We start from the raw sequence: 20,491 nt of genomic DNA on the forward strand, positions 1-20,491 counted from the left end.
GGTAAGCAAAAATGCGCTGGACCTTGCTTACCGGCAGGCTGTTCTATGACTGGTTAGTTGTTACCAGCTAGAAGCTTAGCTACTTCAAGGCTTGCTAGAATGAAGGGACCATTTCCTTTAGGATCATTTTTGCTGACCGGCTCGCTCATATAATAGTGATAACTACCATCACGGCCAAAACCAAGGCCTGCAACATAGCATTGGTTAGTCATACTTACCGTGCCATCACTATGTACTAATGTAAATTGGTTAAGTAAACCTTGATACGCTGCAAGCGCGGTGTCTTGATAATCAGCATCGATATAGCCATTATTAAGTGCTTTTGCATAAAAGTAAGCGAACATTGCTGTTGCAGTTGACTCTTGGTAGTTACCTAAAGACGTTGGTTTGTCTAAAACTTGCCACCATGTGCCGGTATCAGTATCTTGAACTTTGGCGATATCAGTGGCCAACTCTTTTACCATGGCGAGTAAGGTATCGCGTTGCTCTGTGTTTTTTGCTGGGATGTAATCGAGTACATCAACCACCGCCATAGCGAGCCAACCCATACCACGGCCCCAAAACTCTGCGGAAACACCGGTTTGTTTATTCGCCCATGTTTGCTGTTTAGATTCATCCCAACCGTGATAGTACAACCCTGTTTTTGGATCGCGTAGTGCTTCCCGAGTGAGCTTAAATTCGTTTACCACCTCAGCGAAGGTTTCTTGTTGCTGGTGGCCTGTTTCAAATAAGCTGGCATATTGGGCTAAAAAAGGCATACCCATATAAACTCCATCTAGCCACACTTGATGTTGATATTTGTTTTTGTGCCAAAATGCGCCTTGTGATGTTCGTGGCTGTAACTGTAATTGTGCGCGCAAAGCTTTTGCAGCCAATAAGTATTGTTGCTGCTGGGTATCTTGGTATAGCTGAATAAGGTTGCGACCGGGTGGAATATTATCAATATTAAAATTGCTTTGTTTATAGGCGCTGATTTTCCCTTGCTGATCAATAAAGCTGCCAGTAACTTGGGCAATTACATCCTTATAAGCTTGCTCATCAGTTGCCAGCCCCAATTGATAATAGGCATAAGGTTGTAAACCAATAATGTCGTATTCAAACTTTGGGCTGCGCTTACGGTTAGCATCCCAGCCATTGGCATGGTAGCCTAGTGTTTTTCTTTTCAGCTCTGAATCGGCAAGGGCGCGGGCCCATTCAAGGGCTAATTTATCATTAAGCGGTTGCGTCGTTTTTTTTGCTGTAACTGTGGTGTGCAAAGTAATGCGTGGTTTAATTGTCAACCTTTCAGCTTGTTGATCAAGGTACTCAATAAAGCTTTCTTTATCGTTGATACCACTTTCCGGCTGCCACACTGAGGCAAAATAGTAATCTGCATGTTGTATACTTTGCCCTTTTGGTTTTAGTACTGCAAGGTAGTTATTTTTATCTTGGCGTACGTCAATAACATCGCCTTTTTTAAAGAAAACCGCCATACCTAAAGCTGATTTATCTAAACTTTGATTGCCCCAACTGGCAATATAACTGTAGCCATAATTACTCATTGCATCGAGATCACCTTGAATAAACTCAGTCTCAGGGTGTTTGACCACACCGGCCACTAAATTAGACAAGTCTTTATCAGTGCTCAGTTCTACATGTGCTAAACGTGAGCCGCCATGCATACTAATGTTTGCGGTTAAATCTTGCTGTTGGTAACTGTTTTGCCAGCCTTGATACTCAATTTGAATACTGGCGCGTAAATCACCATTTTCAATAATCCGTGCTGTGCGCTGGGTCACATCAGCGACATGTTCCAGCTCATCATTACTACCTAGCAAACCAAATCCGCCTGCACCTAAAGACTTGCCCACTTTGAGAATGTCCATTCCCCAATCTTGTTTGTCATGATAAGAGTCATAACCATCAAGGCCAACAGTATGTAAAACAGGGGCTGCGGTTAATTTACCAAAAATGTCAAAGCCATTGCGCCAATCAAGGTAAAAACGATAACCCACTTTATCTGACTCAATACCTGGGCCTTCGTAACGGATCCAATTTGAATGATCGGTGTAATAATCTGGTGGCGTTAACTCATCAACATTTTTAAATTCACCGCCTACATACTCTTTTTTACCTGTGCCAACTTGGTGTTTTGGCGGACGAGAATGAGGCTGCCATTGACCACCTTGTTTATGGGCAAGATCAGCTTGAACACGTTTTGTTTGTGCTGTGATTACTGGTTTACTTTGCTGTGTTATGGTGACTTCAATCGGTGTATCATTTAAATCGACAATAAAATACACACCATCAAGTTTACCGTCTGAGTTAATATCTACTGCTTGGCTAGGTAACACTTGCTGCGCTGTTTTTACAGTTAAAGCCGCGGTTTGGCTAAGGCCTAAATCGTAATAGCTAAGATAGATTGGCTCATCAGGGCGCTTAAATGAAGATGGATTAACAATGTCTACTTTAGCAACTAGTGCGCTACTGAGTGAATTTGTCTCACTTGCTTGCAATGGTGTTTTAAGGTCAGCTTGTTCTTGGCAGGCAGCCAGTAAAAGGCTAGAGCCTAGAGCTGTTCCCATCATAATGCGCTTTGATAACAGTGATGTTTTTAAAGTCATGGTGTGTCCTCAATGGTTGAGCCACTTAAATTAAGTGGCTCTATTATTGTTATTTATCGAGATTATATGCTTTTTTCACTAGCCCATAGGTTAGTTGATAAGCCAGTGTCTGCGCAGTACTTTCACTAATTTGATGATTAGCTACCAATTCAGCCAAGTAACGGCAGTCAACGCGGCGTGCAACATCATGGCGAGCGGGGATAGATAAAAATGCACGGGTATCGTCATTAAAACCAACTGTATTGTAAAAACCTGCTGTTTCCGTTGTTTGTTGTCTAAAACGTAGCATACCTGCTGGGCTGTCATGGAACCACCAAGCTGGGCCTAATTTAAGGCTAGGGTAGTGACCTGCTAGTGGCGCAAGTTCACGACTATAGGTAGTTTCATCTAACGTAAATAAGATGATTTTAAGATCCGGGTGATTCCCGTATTTACTTAATAGTGGTTTTAACGCATTAACGTATTCAGTTTGGCTTGGAATATCACAGCCTTTATCACGGCCAAATTGATCAAATACCGCTTGGTTATGATTACGATGGGCACCAGGGTGAATTTGCATCACTAAGCCGTCTTTAATGCTCATACCTGCAAGCTCAGTAAGCATTTGGCCTCGGAATAACTCTTGCTCTTGCTCAGATGAATTGCCTATTCGGCATTTTTCAAATAATGCTTCACACTCAGCTGTAGATAAGTCAGCAGTTAATGCAGTAGGGTGGCCATGATCGGTTGCCGTTGCACGCCCTTCAACACGGAAGTAATCACGACGTATTTGAATTGCTGCTAAATAACCTTGCCAAGTTGATGTATCTTGGCCGGTTATCTCACCAAGTTTAATTACGTTGTCGATAAAATCTTCGCGGCTAGCATCAACAACATCATCAGGTCTAAAGGTGGTGATCACACGTTTTGCCATTGCAGAGCCTGCAATTGCGCGGTGATGTGGTAACTGATCTAGCGCACCTTCAGTTGTGGCTATTAGTTCAATATTAAAGCGGTCCATCAATGCATGCGGCGTAAACTCGGGTGTTGCTAATGCGGCAGTAATTTTTTGATAGTAGTGTTGTGCATTTTCAGCGCATAGTTTTTCAGTAAAACCAAATACATCACTAAATACCGCATCAAGCCAATAGCCGCTTGGCGTGCCAGCATAGAGATGATAGTTATCAGCAAAAATTTGCCATACTTTTTCAGGCTTAGCTGCTTTAGAGCGAGCCATATCGCCTTGCAGACCATGCTCTGGCACGCCTAAATCAGTCATTGGGATACCTTGACTGTAGAGCATTCTAAACACATAGTGATCGGGTTTTATAAATAGCTCGGTGGCATTGCCGAAGTTTTCATTTTCATTAAACCAACGAGGATCAGTGTGACCGTGCGGACTAATAATCGGTAAGTCTTTAATTGATTCGTATAACTTTCTAGCGATTGCAACGACGCTAGGATCGCTTGAAAACAAACGATCTGGGTGCAATTCTAAAGGTTCAATATTGCTAGACATGGAAGGTTCCTTAACTGTTCTTTTTACTGTTAGCCACCGGTGGCATTTAAAGGTGAATTACACTGACATCGCGTGGCAGTCAATATATGTATTAGTTGCTATTAAGAACCTGAAGACAGGCTTGGGTTATTTTTTCATAGTCTTTATTTTGCACCCATTGTGGTTGTGCAACCCAAGTTCCACCCACCGCCATCACATTATTAAGCGCTAAATAGTCTTTGAAATTTTGCTCATTAATCCCGCCTGTTGGGCAAAAGCGAATATCAGCAAATACGCTGCTTACTGCTTTTAAAAACTGCTCACCACCACACAAAGAAGCAGGAAACAATTTTTGCTCAGTAAAGCCATATTCTTTAGCAAGTAAAATATCTGCGGTGTTTGAAACACCCGGCACAACAGGCACAGAGGATTGACAAAGAGCATCGAGTAACCGTGGTGATATAGCAGGCGTAACAATAAAATCACTGCCTGCGGCAAGACTTTTTGCAAGTAACGCTTGATCAGTAATCGTGCCGGCACCAACGCATAAATCGGGTAGTGCTTTTTTAATCGCGATTAATGCGTCAAGTGACGCTGGCGTGCGCAGCACAACTTCCACTAATTGGATACCCGCCTTATGCATCGCGGTCGCAATAGCGACACCTTCTTCACTACTATTTGCTTGTATTATAGGCAGTATTGGTTGCGTGCCTAATAATGTTGAAAACGCGTTCATACATCGGTTCCTATCATGATTGCTGTAATTGCGCCATTGTCAGTGGCTGCTTGTTTAAAGTGACATTATCTAAACTCATATTATTTACATGAGCTACGATTGACTGACTGCCTACTTGGTCAAAATGGCAGTTTTTAAAATGAATATCGTTAATTGGTGCGCGTTCAAAGCCATTAAGATAAAACGCTTTACTAAGCACATTTTTACAATGTAAATTTTCAATTTGAATATCACGAACTGTCGGATCGAATTGTCCCGCATCGCCTTCTTCATAATAGAAGTTGATCACAACAGCGTTTTTAACGGTACCAACGTCAACATTACGAATGCGGATATGCTCGATCAAACCGCCACGTACTGAGTTAGTTTTGATACGAATAGCGCGCTCTAGATGCGGGCTGTCCATAGTGCAATTTTGCACAAAGACATTGTTTACACCACCTGATATTTCGCTACCAATAACCACTCCACCGTGGCCTTCTTTCATATGGCAGTTTTCAATAACAATGTTTTGTGAGGGGATACCGACACGTCTTCCGTCTGCATTTCGCCCTGATTTAATTGCGATACAGTCATCACCGGTATCAAATACACAGTTTTTAATATGTACATGATCGCAGCTCTCAGGGTCACAACCATCAGAGTTTGGCCCGTGGCTTGAAAAATTAACCTTATCAACCGTAACACTTTGGCATAAAACCGGATTCACTAACCAAAATGGCGAGTTTTTAATTGTTACACCTTGGATTAAAATATTTTTACATTTATACGGTTGAATAAAAGGGGGGCGTAAATAGGCGCCGGTACTGTATATACGTTCGCTTACCGGCACACCAGCTTCGGCATCAACCATCAACTTATTACGTGCTTCACGCTGGTGCAATACTTTACCTTGGCTATCTTTAATTAAATCCCAATGGCCTTCTTTGTGTGGACCTTTCCAAGGCCACCATGTTTGGTTATCGCCATTACCTTGTAGTGTTCCTTTACCTGTGATGGCAATGTTTTCTTGCTCATAAGCATAAATCAGTGGTGAGTATCCCATCATTTCTAAGCCTTCCCAGCGAGTAAATACTTCGGGTAAGTAATGAGTAGGATCAGTACTGAAACTTAATATTGCATTATCAGCCAAGTGTAAATTTACGTTAGAAAGTAAATGAATGGCACCGGTCAAGTAGGTACCATTTGGAATATAGACCTGACCACCTCCTTGTGCGTGGCAGGCTTCAATGGCGCCTTTAATTGCTTGCGTACAATCATATTGTCCATTTTCTTTAGCGCCAAAGTCTTTAATATTAAATTGCTTAGCAGGGAAGGTCGGGACCACAATGTTGGCTTTTATTTGTTCAGCCATTTGCCAATCATCTGCGCTAATTGGCGCTTCAAATACATTGAGTAAAGGTGCTGACTGACAGCCCATTAAAGTTGCTGTTACCAAAGTGCTAGAAGCTAAGGCTTTGAGAAAATAGCGTCGTTGATTATTCATCTTGTATCCTGCTGCTGTAAATTGGAATTATTATAATAAGCTAACATTAGCAGTTTTTGCCACCGGTGGCAATGGGGTTTTGAATTTTTTAATCGATATTTTATTTCCTAAATTCGGATAATAAGTGCAATTTCTCAGATTAGATGGCCAGCTGTTATAATTCGGCCATTTTCTCGCCAAAGGAAATTGCTTTAATGAAATATAAACAGCTGACACAAGAAGAAAGATACCAGATTTACGCGTTAATAAAAGCAGGAAATAACCAAAAGCAGATAGCTGAAGAACTAACTCGTTCACCGTCATCTATTTCTAGAGAGCTAAAACGCAATAAAGGACTTAAAGGCTATCGGCCTAACCAAGCCAATAACTTTGCTGAACAAAGACGTAAGTCATCTTTCAAAGCAAGTAAGTTAACAGAGGACGTCACTCACTGGATTAATAAATTGTTGCATGACGGACTTTCCCCTGAGCAAGTGGCAGGCCGCTTAGCTTTAGAGAAACAGGTCGTTTTACATCATGAAACAATTTATCAATATATTTACAGAGACAAGGCTCGTGGTGGCAAGCTACATAAGACACTCACTCGTGCATGTAAAAAGTATAAAAAACGCTATGGAAGCTATGATAAACGTGGACAGATAGTTAATCGAGTCAGCATTGATGAACGCCCAAGTATTGTGGATTCAAAGTCTAGGATTGGTGATTGGGAGGGCGATACAGTGATAGGTAAAGGGCGTAAAAATGCGCTTGTCACAATGGTTGAACGTAAAACGTTATATACAGTCGTTCACAGAATTGAAAGCAAGCATGCGAAAATAACAGCCGATGCGCTGATCACGTGTATGACACCATATAAAGGTAAGGTTATTACCGTGACGTTAGATAATGGAAAAGAGTTTGCTCACCATGAGCATGTTGCACAAAAATTAGAAGCTGATGTGTATTTCGCTCATCCCTATTCATCATGGGAGCGGGGCATAAATGAGAATACCAACGGCTTACTTAGACGCTTCTTCCCCAAGGGAACTGACTTTATGGCGCTAAGTGAAGCAGAGATACAGGCGGCAGTTGATAAGCTCAACCATCGGCCAAGAAAAACAAGAGGGTATAAAACCCCTCATGAATTATTTACGGGGCAATCAGAAGTTCTGGTGGCTGCATAATGATTGCACTTAATACTTGAATTCAAGTTTAAGTGATAGATGCACATTATCGAAAATAATCGGTGGTAAAAACCACCGATTATACAGGGAGGGGAGTATTGAAAAACAAAAAGAGTTACTAGAACGAGCCTCTTAATCCAAATATAAACTGACGGCCAGTTGAATCGCCCCGTGTTTGCCAGAGACTCAATAACTTGAGAAACTGGAACTATGAAAAAATCAAATCGCTATACATCAGAATTTCGTGAACGTGCAATTAGGCTTGTTACCACACAACAGCATGAATACCCTTCTCTTTGGGCTGCGCTAGTATCGATTTCAGATAAACTGGGATGTACCCCAGAAACACTTAGAGCATGGGTCAAGAAATCTCAAGCTCAACCGTCTAAACCCTCTTCTAATACGCAATCAACTGAAGAACGCCTTGCCGTCTTAGAGCGCGAGAATAAAGAGCTCAAGCGAACGAATGATATCCTGAGGCAAGCTGCCGCTTTTTTCGCCCAAGCGGAGCTCGACCGCAAACAGAAGTAATAGTGGATTTTATTGATGCTTGCAGAGAGCATTACGGTGTCGAGTCAATTTGCAAGGAATTGCCGATTGCACCATCAACGTATTATTCTCATAAACAGATACAAAGAGAGCCTGAGCGACTGTCTAACCGCAAAAAGCGTGATGCTGAGCTGATAATACTCATTCGCGAAGTGTGGGAGGATAATATGTCAGTTTATGGTGCAAGAAAAATATGGAAGCAGCTACAGCTTGACGACCATCAAGTCGCCCGCTGTACAGTCGAACGATTGATGCGAGTTATGGGAATTCAAGGTGTTCGTCGGGGTAAAGCACATAAGACAACGATACCTGACGAGCAACAAGATAAGCCACTTGATTTAGTTAATCGTCAATTTACTGCTGAGCAGCCAAATCAACTTTGGGTAGCTGACATCACCTATGTTGCCACATGGAGTGGGTTTGTTTATGTCGCTTTCGTGATAGATGTTTTTTCACGATACATTGTAGGTTGGCGTGTATCAACGACAATGCACACAGAGCTTATTCTTGATGCGTTAGAGCAAGCTATTTGGCATCGTGGCAACCCCGAAGGGTTAATTCACCACAGCGACAGAGGCAGCCAATATTTGTCTATACGATACACTGAGCGACTTGCTGAAGCTGGAATTCAAGCGTCTGTAGGCAGTGTGGGTGACTCTTATGACAATGCATTGGCTGAAACAATAAATGGATTATTTAAAACAGAGATTATTCGCAGAAATGGCCCGTGGAAGAATGTTGATGCTGTTGAATACGCAACGTTAGAGTGGGTCAATTGGTTTAATAATCAACGCTTATTATCTTCAATTGGGTATATTTCACCAGCTCAATATGAAACAGACTACTATGATAATTTAAACGAGTCAGGTAAAGTGGCCTGACTTAAACAAACTGGTCTCCGATGAACTCGGGGCGATTCAAGTTGATAAGTTTTCATAAGGGCGTTTAGTGTAAATATCATTCCATTGGTCCTGTGATGCGTCTGTTAAATTTACAGCTTCAAAGTTGATGCTTAAATTTTCACTTATGTTATATCTGCTTGAGAAGTTCAGCTTAGCTTTAGCGTCGTAACCTCGAATAAAAGTTGATTCATCAGCATATTCACTGAGGTACTGTTTATTATACTCGCCTCTGCAATTATATGAGAAGCGGGCAGACCATTTATCGACCTCGTAGTACAGTGTCAAATTATAGGTATTTTTAGATGTTTCTTCTTCAACAAGGTTAAGTTGTGTGCCATAGAAGGGATCTTCTATATCACGAGTATAATCAATGTAAGTATAATTAGCTTGCAGGCCTAAATTATCAAACGGTTCAGGCAAAAAGCTAAATGGTTGTTGGTAGATAAATTCAGCCCCCCACATGTTTTCAGGTGGAGTATTGGTAAGCTGTGTTACTTGCCAAGTGATAGTGCTTGGATCTTGTTCACCAATATCTATGCCTAACTCATCAAGTTGTGCTTGTGTTAGCACTTGATCTGAAGACTCTTTTGTTAAGCCAGAAATATCTTTAAAGAAAAATGAGGCTCCAAGTAATGACTCTTCATCAAAATACCATTCTAAACCAACATCATATTGTTTTGATTTATAAGGTTCTAATGTTGGTCCTGCGCCCATTTTTATTTCCGCACTTGGGTCTTCAGCATCCGGTACGTTAACACTAATTGCTGAACTTAAATCTGACAGTTTAGGTCGCGTAATTGCATGAGAGTAACTAAAACGTGCAATTAAATCTTCAGTTAAGTCATAAGCTAAATTTAAAGATGGTAAGAAATCATCGCCTTTACTGACAGTTGTCCGCCAGCCATAACCATTGTCATAGTTAGCGCCATCACCAAACCCTGCAGTGTAACCATCTTTATAAATATGATCTAAATTAACAATTTTGCTGGTGTTTTTATTATCTATATAGCGTACACCGATATTACCGCGTAATTCTCGGGCAAAAATTTCATTTATAAAATCAAGTTGTAAATATGCAGATGTTACTTCTTCTTTAATATAATATGCACGTTTATATTCTTCTTTTGCTTCAAAAAATGAAGCGTTACCAAATGCACTCATCGCAGCATTATAATCTGGGGTTAGCCATGTATTCGTGCCTAAAGTTGAGCTACCTGGTACGTCAACATTATTTCCAAATGCGACTCCCAGCTGGTCTAAATCAGTAGCAAATAAGCTACCATTTGTAAGAGCGGGATCTAAATCTACAACTTGTGTTTCAGCACTTTTACCACTGGTTTTATTTGTTTCTTTATCTAAAGTTTTCCATGCATTTCTAAAATCATGTTGCTCTGTAATGAATGAGCGTTTACCAACACCAAATTTAAGTGTCATCTCAGAACTAAATTGGTACGCCAAGTCGACTTTAAAAGAACTATTTTCACTGTCAATAGTTTGCGCACGATTACGTGTTAACCCCATAGAGTAATTATTTGCATCCATCATTTGTTGTTGAATTTGCTCTTTGCTGTATGTACCACCAGGTGATTGGCCAGCTGCGAAAGCAAATGACGGCATATTTGAAGTTATACTGCCATTACCAATGGCAACGCCACCGGTATTGTTTATAAGTGATAAAGGATCAATATTAGCATCATAGCTGTAAGCAACTGTTGAGCCCTCACTATCTAAAGCAAAAGTACGTGTGTAAGGAATGTCTAGGGTTGATTTTCCTTTACCTGCTAAGAAAGTAAGGGTCAACTCGTCGTTAATAAACCAATCGCCAGTTAACGTAATTTGATCAAATTGAGATTCAGATTTATCTTCCCTGGCTTCTGAACGGATCACTGCATTAGAAAATGAACCTGCAACAATGGTATTATTTTCATCTGTATAAATGTTTTCAGGCACAATGTTTTTTTGATCTCGTAATAAAACAGAGTACTGATACTCTTCCATAGTAGTATCTAAATCGGCATGAAGAACATCTAAATTAAACGATAAATTATCAGTTGGTGCATATTGAAATGCCGCCGTTGCGCCTAAACGCTTTTGATCTTTAGAAAATACAGAGTAACGTGGGATACGCGGTAAGTATAAGCCATCCAGATTATCGTCAGTATAGTTACCATTTTCCATGAGGATAGTTTTTGGGCTAGCAGTTAAATAATTAGTTCCGCCGGGTTGATTAACGGGTAGTCCATCAGCCGAATATTTCGGATTATTTACTGTCCAACGCACAGTTGTAGGACCTTCGCTTTGTACAGTCCCTCCTGAATATGCAACAGAGAATAATGCACCGAAAGTATTATCCCAATTTTGGCTTACCATAAAAGACGCGCGTGGCGCTAAATCTTCAGAAATCTCGTTGTAACGCCCATTTACACTATAAGCGCCTTTAAAACCGTCATATTGAAAAGGTCGTGCTGTTTGTAAATTTACATTACCTGCGATACCACCATCTTCCAGTTCAGCTGCTGCTGTTTTATTAATATCTATTTGTGTGAATAATTCAGATGCGAACACATTGTAATCAAAAGCACGTGAGGTATTAGAGCCACCAGCACCATCTGTTGCTGCGCCTGCTGAAGCTGATTCCATACCGTTAATTGTGGTTTTAACATAGCGGGCACCTAAACCTCGTACTGTGATCTGTCGGCCTTCACCGGCATCTTCTTCAATTGAGATGCCAGGTACACGAGCAAGAGAGTCAGCTACATTTAAATCAGGGAATTTACCAATGTCTTCTGCAATGATGGTTTCACGGGTGCCTACGGCTTCACGCTTAGACATCAACGCAGCATTGATACTGCCTCGGTAACCTTTAACTTCGATTACTTCAAGTTGGTCGTCTGAATTTGTTTCTTGTTGTGGCGCTGCGTATGCGATAGCACTGCTAAATGCACCACCTAGAATTAAATAGGACATTAATTTGTTGAGTTTAAAATTGTGTGTGCTGGTTGTCATAGTGGTTCCACATTCTACTTATTGTTATGCAGTTAACATGACTGAAAATCTTGTTTTTGTCATGCACTTGTTTCTCGATTCTAATTGTACCTAAGCTCATAATCCATAATGGGAAAAACAACGAGTGAAGCAGTAGAAAAATAGTGACGAATTATTTTGCTACCGGTGGCACGAATGAAAAAATATAGTGTTCCTAGGTCAATGTCAAACTAAAAAAATAACATTAATCACCTTTATTTTACATTTTCAGCTAAGCCAAAAGCATTGTTTGGTGCAACTTGATAGATAAGTGTATTGATTTAAAAGGTTATTTGCCACCGGTGGCAAGTGGGATTTAAAAGAAAAATATTTTTTGTTTTTTTAGCAAATAAAAAAAACAGCTTAATCAAATAAAGTGATTAAGCTGTTAACCTTAGGGGGCTGTCTCTTGATCACAAGTCGAGTTCCTTCATAAAAGCATAGGACTCGACTAAAAATACCAACTTCACCCAGCCGTCCCACATGGCTTTTGTGCCAACACGCCCTGTTCGTTTACTATCGTGCCAACCTCCCAATTTGGCTATCGCATAATATGCCCACTTTAACGACGGGGCTTTCTTCGGCAGTGCAGCCTGCTGATTTGTCGCTTTAAAGAGTAATTTCCAACTTAATGTGTCTAAATAGACTTCGCAGCTGATTTTTTCTGCTTCTTCTCTATTTTGAGCAAGCTCCCTTAATTGTAAGAGTCTGACCGCTATAAATGCCTCTATTACTGCTGCCTTTTTTAGATTGTCTAAATGCTGCATGCGTAATTTCTCGACTTCTGTTCCTTCCGTTTTCCAAATCTTATGGAACTCTTCTATACGCCACCGTAACTCGTAATAACGCGCTATTTTTCTTGCTTCTACTGCATTTGTAACCGACTCTGTTGTATACAGTAACCACTGTAATTTATTCTTGTTGTCGTTATTTTGTTCCGTGCATACCACGAGGGTCAGCGGGGCTTCTTTTTCACCTTTTGCTCTTTGTGGTTTTTTCAATTTAATCGATGTAAAGCTTACATCTATATGGGCTGTTCGTGCTTTTCTCCCGCCTCTTTGTTGAATATCTATTTCATACTGACCTGCGGGAGTGAGTGTCGGTAAAATATCTTCTAATTTATGATATTCACCTACAAGACGACGATTGTCTTTTGCTCTGACAATAAAGCGGTGTTCATTTTGTATTTGGTAATCAAGGTATTCATACATGTCCGCTTCGCGGTCACATACGTCTATTACATTACTTAAATCACCAAGGCGCTCTTTAACTTCTTCAACATTATTTTGCCATTTGTAGCTTTCTTTTAGCTCTCTATCACGGCATTGCAGCGTATTTTGTTTACCCGTTTGTTTCTTCTCTCTATACCAGTAATGTTGGTATGCAAGCCCTATTGCTTTTTCTTCATTTGCATCGAGCATCAGTGTTGAGTGAGCGTATAAAGTGCGACCTTTAGAGCTGCGCTTTTCATCAGATGCCGAATTGACCTCACCTAATTCATCACATACTGAATGTTTATAGCTCAGCCCTGTTGTATCTTGAAGAGCGAGCACGAGTGGTCGCTCTCTAACGATATTGTCAGTATGGGCAAACCCAGCTTGCGCAATGTCATCAGCAGAAATATTATCGTTACGGATAAAGCGATATGCGCCTTCAATACTTGCAGGGTCTGGACAAGATGACATTAAGGACTTACCGGCATTACTTGCCAAAGAAGCGGCTATCTTTACAAGGCGTTTAGTTCGGCGAGGATCGTTAAGCTTAGCTTTACTGAAAATAAGTTGCGCCCATTCGAGAGATTCATTGCTTACCATATTCATGACCTAATTTTTTTGTTTATTAGATCATGAATATAAGAAAATAGAAACTTCTGTATAAGAGACAGCCTTAGGGGGAATTAGCATTGAAAAGAGTTTTATAGGTTATAGCGGATACCCAAGAAGAACTGGCGGCCGGTATGGTTATATTCACGCGGTAAATCTAACGTACCATCGCCTGTGGTATAAAGGCGTTCATATTCATCTGTGAGATTTATTGCTTCAAATGTCATAGTGACATTCTCATTGATGTTATAAAAAGCCGATAGATCGAAGTGCGTTGGTCCTGTTGTTGCTTCTTCTGCGTTACCATTGTTACCTGTGTAATCAGTAATATAGTTATCACGAGTATTCATTGAGGCACGTATGCCATAGTCTTCTACTTCATAATACAAGGTGAAGTTATATGAATTTTCAGACAACCCTGTAATTTCTCCTGCAGAAACATAGGTATAGTTAGATACAAGGCCGGTATTTTTCAAGAACCCAGGTAAGAACGAAAAAGGCTGTTGGTAAATAAGCTCAAGCCCTTTAATAACGGTACCATCACCATTAACCGGTACATAATGAGTGTATGGGGTAGTGCGTGGATCTAATGCACTTGATGGGTCATACTGCGGATCATTATCTATAAAGGGTAAGTAGGCTGGATCGACTAACTTTTCTTCTGTGTCACTGGTTATAAACGAGCCAATGTCTTTATAAAACACAGTTGCTGCAAGTAATGACTCTTCCTCAAAATACCATTCAACACCAAAGTCTGTATTGGTAGAGGTAAATGGGTCTAAAAATGGGTTACCTGCACTCACAGTACCATTTAAATAAGAAAACGAAGGATTGCCGGGATTGAGCGAACTTAAACTTGGCCGTGTCATGGTTTTAGACAAACCGAGCCTTACAATCACATCGTCTGTTGCATCAAGGGCTAAATTCAGTACTGGTAGAACATTATCGTAGCTATTTTCGATTGTTACTGGATCTGTTTGAATAAAACCTGTTGATGTTGTTTCAGTTTTAACATAACGCACACCGGCATTGGTGCGTAACAACATATCAGAAATTTCATATTCAAAATTTGTCTCGATATACGCTGCCATGGTTTCTTCTTCAACTTTCCAGCTTTGTGCGCTGCGCGGTATCCATTCTTTTACTAACAATTGTGAGTTTATGGCATCAAAATCAGCGACTAGAAACGGCGATAATGTACCATCGTAACCTGTGCCAAAATCATCATATGGCATAAGTTGAGAAAATCCAGCTGCGGAATCTTGATCAGGAAAGCCATTTATTTGGGACTCATCATAGCTAACAGTTCTATCATTATAAGCAATACCGCCTTTTATATTCATCATGTCCATTTGATATGACAAATCAACCTTCGCTGTATCGTTTTCTCTTAATACGTCGGTGGCACGCAAGCGGCCATCCGCTAAATCAAACGAATTTGCATCTAAGGTGTCGTAATCATAATCCATAACGGCAGTATTATTTGCGGTACCAAAATCCATCGACACTCTATGTGGCGTGTTGTTAGTCATGTTATAACGATATTGCTCAGAGCGGGCATCAGATTCAGCTGTGCCGACCATGGCATCTAAGGTTAGGTAGTCAGATAAATGATACTTGCCTGAGAGGACATATTGTTGGAACTTTGTTTTTGAAATCTGTTGACGGCTTTCTACGCGAGATTTTACACCATTAAATGTCGCTGCTTGGATTTGTTTACCGTTATCAGCAACTGTAATTGATTCAGGGGTAATTTCGCTGAATGTATTTCTAAACATCTCGAAAAAGTTGTACATGGTACGGTCATTATCGAGTGTCGAATGTAATGTATCTAAGGTAAGAACGAGATCATCATTTGGGGCATATTGTAAAGATCCGGTAAAACCTAAGCGGTCTTGTTCATTCCCAAAAAAATCAGGACGAGGCAGGCGAGGGGTATATAAACAGTTTACTGGATCTACGCTTTGCCCTTCAAATTCACAATTACCGGTGTTGGGTGTGCCAATTACTTCAGTATTAGCAGTATCTGCGTATATACCGCCACCATCAAGTACCGGCGTAGTCCAGCGTACCGTACCAAAACCTTCTTGACGTACGGTTCGTTCAGATTTGGCAACAGAAAATAAAGCGCCAATAGTATCATCAGCAAATGTGTTACTGACCATAAACACCATGCGTGGGTCTACTTGTTCTGTTAGGTCGTTGTAACCTGCTTGCGCGGATGCTGCAACATGAAAACCGGTTGAATCAAAAGGCCGTGCAGAATACATATCAACAGTACCGGCAATGCCGCCTTCTTCGGTAGCCGCGGTTGGCGTTTTTTGAATATCAACACGATTAAATAATTCAGAAGCAAATATATTAAAGTCAAAAGCACGACCCCCATTTACACCACCGCCAGAATCTGTGCCATCAGTACTTGCGGGCACTTCCATACCGTTTAAAGTCGTACGTGTAAATGCAGGACCTAAACCACGTAAGGTAATTTGGCGTCCTTCGCCACCTTCGCGGGAAATAGCAACACCAGGAATACGCTGTAATGATTCAGCAATATTCAGATCAGGAAACTTACCAATATCTTCGGCAGCAATAGACTCTGTGGTATTTACTTCAAAACGCTTAGTAGCGAGAGACTTGTTTAGCGATGATCTAAAACCGGTTACTTGAATTAACTCAATGTCAGTTTCGGCTTTAGTTGTTGCATTTTCTTGTTCATCAGCCGCCATTGCATAAGAGGTAGTGCCCAACAGTAGTGCGCTGATCAAGCAATTGAGGGGCTTTAAAGCGAATTTATTTGTTGTCTTCATTGTGTGTGTTCCTCGATATTACAGTCATGTTGTTCTGTTAATGTCAGTGCTGTTTTTATTTTTAACGCTAATTTTTTGTTTGCTTGTATTCATCAAATTATTGCTAGCTCCTGCTGTATAGCTGCACCATAGAGGCCAAAAGTATTCCTTTAAACAATGACGCTGGTTGCTCGCTTTTATAGTTCGTTTTATTTAACTAGCTTGATGATTGCTAAAGCCAAAATTGCGTTTTAATAAATACGCGATTAATTTCTTTATTCTCCATTTCATAAAAATTCTGCTGATACAGCAACGTATCGTTAATCTAAAGTAATGAAATAAAAATAACTTTAACCATCTGAATTTAATCATTAAAAGTTAAATTACAACATCCTGTTTATTTTATTACATTACTTTGCTACCGGTGGCATAAATTTCAAGTTAGCTGTTCTAAATTACAATGTCAAACATTAAAAGTTACATATTTAATGTATTTTTTACATATTCATTGGTGAAAAAAGAGACGAGCTTAAAGCTTAAAATTTAATTAACGTTGATTTATATAACGTTATTGCCACCGGTGGCGGTTGGTGTTATGTTTAAAAAATGGCTAGCTCTACCGATATTTATTTCTAATAAAAAATATAACCGATGACTAGCTAACCGTTAATTATTCAAACACAATAGAGCGATAGATATGGCTAAATTATTAATAACAATACTTATCATGGTGAGTTTTTCGTGTATGTCGGCTACAGATAAAACACAGGTTTTTATGGCAGGGGATTCAACCATGTCAATTAAAGAAATTAAAGATTACCCAGAAACTGGCTGGGGAATGCCGTTTAGCATCTTTTTCAATGAATCAGTAAGCGTGATTAATTTAGCTAAAAATGGCCGTAGCACAGGGACATTTATTAAAGAAGGGCTATGGCAACAGATCACAACAGACCTAAAAGTGGGTGATTACGTTATTATCCAGTTTGGCCATAATGACCAGTCAAAAGAAAAAGGCGATCGCTATACGCCTCCACAGCAATATAAACAAAATTTGCTGAATTTTATTGCTGATGTACGCGCTAAAAAAGCCAAAGCGATCTTAATGACGCCAGTAACAAGACGTTATTTTGACGATGCTGGCAATATTAAAGAAACTCACCCAATTTACTCTGATTTAGTTCGTGAAGTAGCGGCACAAAGTGGCGTTGATTTCATTGATATGGATCGGGTAACCCAGCAGTACTTTCAAAGCCTTGGTGAGCTCAACTCCCGCTTACGTTTTATGCAACTTGAGGAAAATGCACACCCTAATTATCCAAAAGGTGTAAATGATAATACCCATTTTAATGAGCTTGGTGCGCGTGAAGTTGCGCAACTGGTTTTAGCTGAACTACGTAAGCTCAATCACCCATTAGTAAATATGTTACGTACTCCAGATCCTAAACATTTAAGATAACAAACTTCCCTTAAACTTTAGCCACCATTTACGCTTAGTGAACTGGTGGTATTTTTGTTTCTTTGCGACTTATTTATAGCCTTTATTAACAATCTCTATTTATAGCCAACTAATTTCGTATAACATATTCTTCTATTAGCTGAATCTAGCATTGAATTGTGCCTCGTGGAGTCCCATAACTAAGTGATGATTTAAATAAATTTATCAGACTCTGATAGGAGTATGTATGGCTGAGTTATCTGCAATTCCTTTTTCTTTACTTGAGCTAAGCCCAATGAAAGAACACCAAAGCGTGTCACAAACACTCGCTAACAGCGTAGCATATGCTCAAAAAGCAGATGAGTTAGGTTTCAAGCGTTTTTGGATGGCAGAGCACCATAATATGCTAGGTATTGTTTGCGCCGCTACGTCAGTATTAATCGGCCATATAGCTGGGAAAACAAATAATATTCGCGTTGGTGCTGGCGGAGTCATGTTACCCAATCATCCGCCATTGGTCGTTGCTGAACAATTTGGTACATTAGAAAGCCTTTACCCTGGGCGCATTGATTTAGGGCTGGGTCGTGCACCGGGTAGTGATCATATTACCAGTCGTGCACTAAGGCGGGATGAACGTCGCGCTGAAAACTTTGCTGATGAAGTGACAGAGCTACAAACGTTACTTGGCCCTTATGATGGTAGCTACCCGGTTCGGGCGATCCCAGGTGAAAACACCAATGTACCAATATGGTTATTAGGTTCAAGCTTATACAGTGCAAAGCTTGCGGCAGAAAGAGGCTTACCTTATGCCTTTGCAGGGCACTTTGCGCCGCGTTTTGTTTATGATGCGATTGCATTGTATCGTCGTGAATTTAAACCATCTAAAGTGTTAGCTAAGCCACATGTCATGTTAGGACTCCCTGTTGTAACAGCAGATACTGATGAACACGCACAATTTTTAGCAACCACCTCAAAACAACGTATTTTAGCCTTATTACGTGGTGATCCCTTATGGTTAAAACCACCTGTGCAAACAATGGATGGCTTGTGGAGTGCGCAAGAGCAAGCACAGGTTGAAAACTTTTTAGGACTGTCGGTAATCGGTAGCCCAATCACAGTTGCCCATAAACTTAGTATGATTGCTAAAGAGCTAAACGTAGATGAATTTATCTTTACCAATGATTTATATGAAAGTGAAGATAGACATCGTGCCCTTGAAATCCTAATGGCGATAAAATAAATGTTCATTCAAAAAAGTTGCTCTCGTTAACTAAAATTAAGCAACGGCTCATATTGCTATTGCTATCCTACCTTTACCAACTAGAGCAAACGCTCTAGTTGGGTGCTATATTTTTAAAGACCCTATAGAAATAGACAACTTAATTAATTAAGTTAATTCGTCGTTTTTGTTCGGTTTTATTAATCACTGTGATTTATACAATCAATTTTAACGTTTGAATAAAATTCATTAAAATAAAGGCATAAACCCAGTTACTCATCAAAAGGAAGGCCGGCAATGAAACCTCAAGACTCAACAACCACGCAATCTTTCAATAAAACGGCATTGATTGCAGAGGGTGGGGGGCAACGAGGAATATTTACAGCGGGTGTACTGGATGCATGGCTTGAACACAATTATGATCCATTCGATTTATTTATTGGCACCTCAGCCGGCTCGCAAAATTTAACCAGTTTTTTAGCACGACAAAAAGGTTATGCAAAACGCCTTATAAGAGGCTTATCAAGGCATAAACGATTTTTTCAATTAGGCAGAGGTCTACTTGGAAAAAGTATTGTTGATCTTGATTGGTACTTTGATAAAACCACCGAGTTTAATCGTGCTATTGATTTCAAAACGGCTAAAACAAGTTTAGGTGCAAGAGAGTTATTGATCACAGCGACTAATGCAAGAGATAGAAAGCCTTACTTTTTAACGCCAACTGGTGAAGATAAACAATGGCGAGCATTATTAAAAGCCTCAAGTGCATTACCGTTTTTATATAAGCAAGGTGTTAGCTTAACGCCTTGGCTTGATAAAGTTGCTGCCAATGAAGAGTTTGCGAGCCTACAAAGTACAGCTGTAACAGATGATTTCTTTCTAGATGGTGGCCTTGCTGCACCTCTGCCTGTTATTGAGGCTTATAATCGTGGTGCGCGAAAAATTGTCGTTATTCGTACAGTTGATGCCTGCCTACCCATTCAATCTGCTTGGGTTAATAAGCTAAAAGCGTTTGTGTGTGCATCAGGTTATTGCCCTAAAACTATTGACTATTTACTACAGCATGAGCAAGCATATTTAGATGAATTAAACTTTATGGCAAACCCACCAGAGGATCTTGAACTAATCCAAATATTTGCGGGCAGCAAACTACATAGCAAATTATTAGGCAGCACAGACAGTGACTTACGCCATGATTATAAATTAGGCTTGGCGGCAGGTAATAGCTATTTAACCCAGCAATATTCGTCTCATCAAACAACTCAACCGTGTTACGGATAATAAAGCC

General features: G+C 40.2%; 12 protein-coding genes and 1 other annotated feature. Of the genes, 5 read left to right on the forward strand and 7 right to left on the reverse strand.

Annotated features, from left to right (window positions below; genetic code table 11):
* Nucleotides 1-53 precede the first annotated feature (53 nt).
* The 4 genes from NDQ71_RS21440 to NDQ71_RS21455 form a co-directional block, all read right to left on the reverse strand.
* Complete coding sequence (locus NDQ71_RS21440) at nt 54-2,603, reverse strand: glycoside hydrolase family 88 protein (RefSeq protein ID WP_086995264.1); 2,550 nt, start codon at nt 2,601-2,603, stop codon at nt 54-56.
* 49 nt (nt 2,604-2,652) lie between these two features.
* Complete coding sequence (gene uxaC / locus NDQ71_RS21445; RefSeq protein WP_192541048.1) at nt 2,653-4,101, reverse strand: glucuronate isomerase; 1,449 nt, start codon at nt 4,099-4,101, stop codon at nt 2,653-2,655.
* 91 nt (nt 4,102-4,192) lie between these two features.
* Nucleotides 4,193-4,816: a bifunctional 4-hydroxy-2-oxoglutarate aldolase/2-dehydro-3-deoxy-phosphogluconate aldolase gene (gene eda, locus NDQ71_RS21450; RefSeq protein WP_086995258.1), complete on the reverse strand. Its 624-nt coding sequence runs from the start codon at nt 4,814-4,816 to the stop codon at nt 4,193-4,195.
* Nucleotides 4,817-4,829: 13 nt separating this feature from the next.
* Entirely contained in the window at nt 4,830-6,302 is a 1,473-nt protein-coding gene (locus NDQ71_RS21455) for a glycoside hydrolase family 28 protein (protein WP_192541049.1), read from the reverse strand.
* Nucleotides 6,303-6,496: 194 nt separating this feature from the next.
* Between NDQ71_RS21455 and NDQ71_RS21460 the strand changes: the two genes are divergently transcribed.
* Nucleotides 6,497-7,465, forward strand: a complete 969-nt coding sequence (locus NDQ71_RS21460) for an IS30 family transposase (protein ID WP_086959932.1) — start codon at nt 6,497-6,499, stop codon at nt 7,463-7,465.
* 210 nt (nt 7,466-7,675) lie between these two features.
* Nucleotides 7,676-8,895, forward strand: a protein-coding gene (locus NDQ71_RS21465) for an IS3 family transposase (RefSeq protein ID WP_223230517.1) whose coding sequence is annotated in 2 segments (ribosomal slippage) — nt 7,676-7,964 and nt 7,964-8,895 — 1,221 coding nt in all. Because the reading frame shifts where the segments join, the coding sequence is not laid out codon by codon here.
* Nucleotides 7,954-8,070 (forward strand) — a sequence feature (AL1L pseudoknot). (Overlaps the previous gene by 117 nt.)
* Nucleotides 8,896-8,931: 36 nt before the next feature.
* Here the strand turns inward: NDQ71_RS21465 and NDQ71_RS21470 are convergent.
* From NDQ71_RS21470 to NDQ71_RS21480, 3 genes are all read right to left on the reverse strand, one after another.
* Nucleotides 8,932-11,922 (reverse strand): TonB-dependent receptor, encoded by a 2,991-nt coding sequence (locus tag NDQ71_RS21470; protein ID WP_301562700.1) that lies wholly within the window; start codon nt 11,920-11,922, stop codon nt 8,932-8,934.
* 431 nt (nt 11,923-12,353) lie between these two features.
* Nucleotides 12,354-13,754, reverse strand: a complete 1,401-nt coding sequence (locus tag NDQ71_RS21475; protein ID WP_301562701.1) for an IS4 family transposase — start codon at nt 13,752-13,754, stop codon at nt 12,354-12,356.
* A gap of 101 nt (nt 13,755-13,855) precedes the next feature.
* The gene (locus tag NDQ71_RS21480) at nt 13,856-16,570 is read right to left on the reverse strand and encodes a TonB-dependent receptor (RefSeq protein ID WP_192541051.1); all 2,715 of its coding nucleotides are present in this window, start codon (nt 16,568-16,570) and stop codon (nt 13,856-13,858) included.
* A gap of 676 nt (nt 16,571-17,246) precedes the next feature.
* On the opposite strand from NDQ71_RS21480, the gene NDQ71_RS21485 reads away from it, so the two are divergent.
* The 3 genes from NDQ71_RS21485 to NDQ71_RS21495 all read left to right on the forward strand — a co-directional run bounded on the left by NDQ71_RS21485 (nt 17,247) and on the right by NDQ71_RS21495 (nt 20,484).
* Nucleotides 17,247-18,005 (forward strand): rhamnogalacturonan acetylesterase, encoded by a 759-nt coding sequence (locus NDQ71_RS21485; protein WP_192541052.1) that lies wholly within the window; start codon nt 17,247-17,249, stop codon nt 18,003-18,005.
* A 226-nt stretch (nt 18,006-18,231) separates the two neighbouring features.
* On the forward strand, nt 18,232-19,224 hold the full coding sequence (locus NDQ71_RS21490; protein ID WP_192541053.1) for an LLM class flavin-dependent oxidoreductase: 993 nt from the start codon (nt 18,232-18,234) through the stop codon (nt 19,222-19,224).
* 276 nt (nt 19,225-19,500) lie between these two features.
* On the forward strand, nt 19,501-20,484 hold the full coding sequence (locus NDQ71_RS21495) for a patatin family protein (RefSeq protein WP_192541054.1): 984 nt from the start codon (nt 19,501-19,503) through the stop codon (nt 20,482-20,484).
* Nucleotides 20,485-20,491: the final 7 nt, after the last annotated feature.

It is taken from the genome of Pseudoalteromonas sp. KG3 (assembly GCF_030436385.1).
In the GTDB taxonomy this organism is placed as follows: domain Bacteria; phylum Pseudomonadota; class Gammaproteobacteria; order Enterobacterales; family Alteromonadaceae; genus Pseudoalteromonas; species Pseudoalteromonas prydzensis.

Coding starts and splice junctions, on each gene's coding strand:
- NDQ71_RS21440 (WP_086995264.1), bottom strand. CDS start 2,603: ATGACTTTAAAAACATCACTGTTATCAAAGCGCATTATGATGGGAACA.
- uxaC (WP_192541048.1), bottom strand. CDS start 4,101: ATGTCTAGCAATATTGAACCTTTAGAATTGCACCCAGATCGTTTGTTT.
- eda (WP_086995258.1), bottom strand. CDS start 4,816: ATGAACGCGTTTTCAACATTATTAGGCACGCAACCAATACTGCCTATA.
- NDQ71_RS21455 (WP_192541049.1), bottom strand. CDS start 6,302: ATGAATAATCAACGACGCTATTTTCTCAAAGCCTTAGCTTCTAGCACT.
- NDQ71_RS21460 (WP_086959932.1), top strand. CDS start 6,497: ATGAAATATAAACAGCTGACACAAGAAGAAAGATACCAGATTTACGCG.
- NDQ71_RS21470 (WP_301562700.1), bottom strand. CDS start 11,922: ATGACAACCAGCACACACAATTTTAAACTCAACAAATTAATGTCCTAT.
- NDQ71_RS21475 (WP_301562701.1), bottom strand. CDS start 13,754: ATGGTAAGCAATGAATCTCTCGAATGGGCGCAACTTATTTTCAGTAAA.
- NDQ71_RS21480 (WP_192541051.1), bottom strand. CDS start 16,570: ATGAAGACAACAAATAAATTCGCTTTAAAGCCCCTCAATTGCTTGATC.
- NDQ71_RS21485 (WP_192541052.1), top strand. CDS start 17,247: ATGGCTAAATTATTAATAACAATACTTATCATGGTGAGTTTTTCGTGT.
- NDQ71_RS21490 (WP_192541053.1), top strand. CDS start 18,232: ATGGCTGAGTTATCTGCAATTCCTTTTTCTTTACTTGAGCTAAGCCCA.
- NDQ71_RS21495 (WP_192541054.1), top strand. CDS start 19,501: ATGAAACCTCAAGACTCAACAACCACGCAATCTTTCAATAAAACGGCA.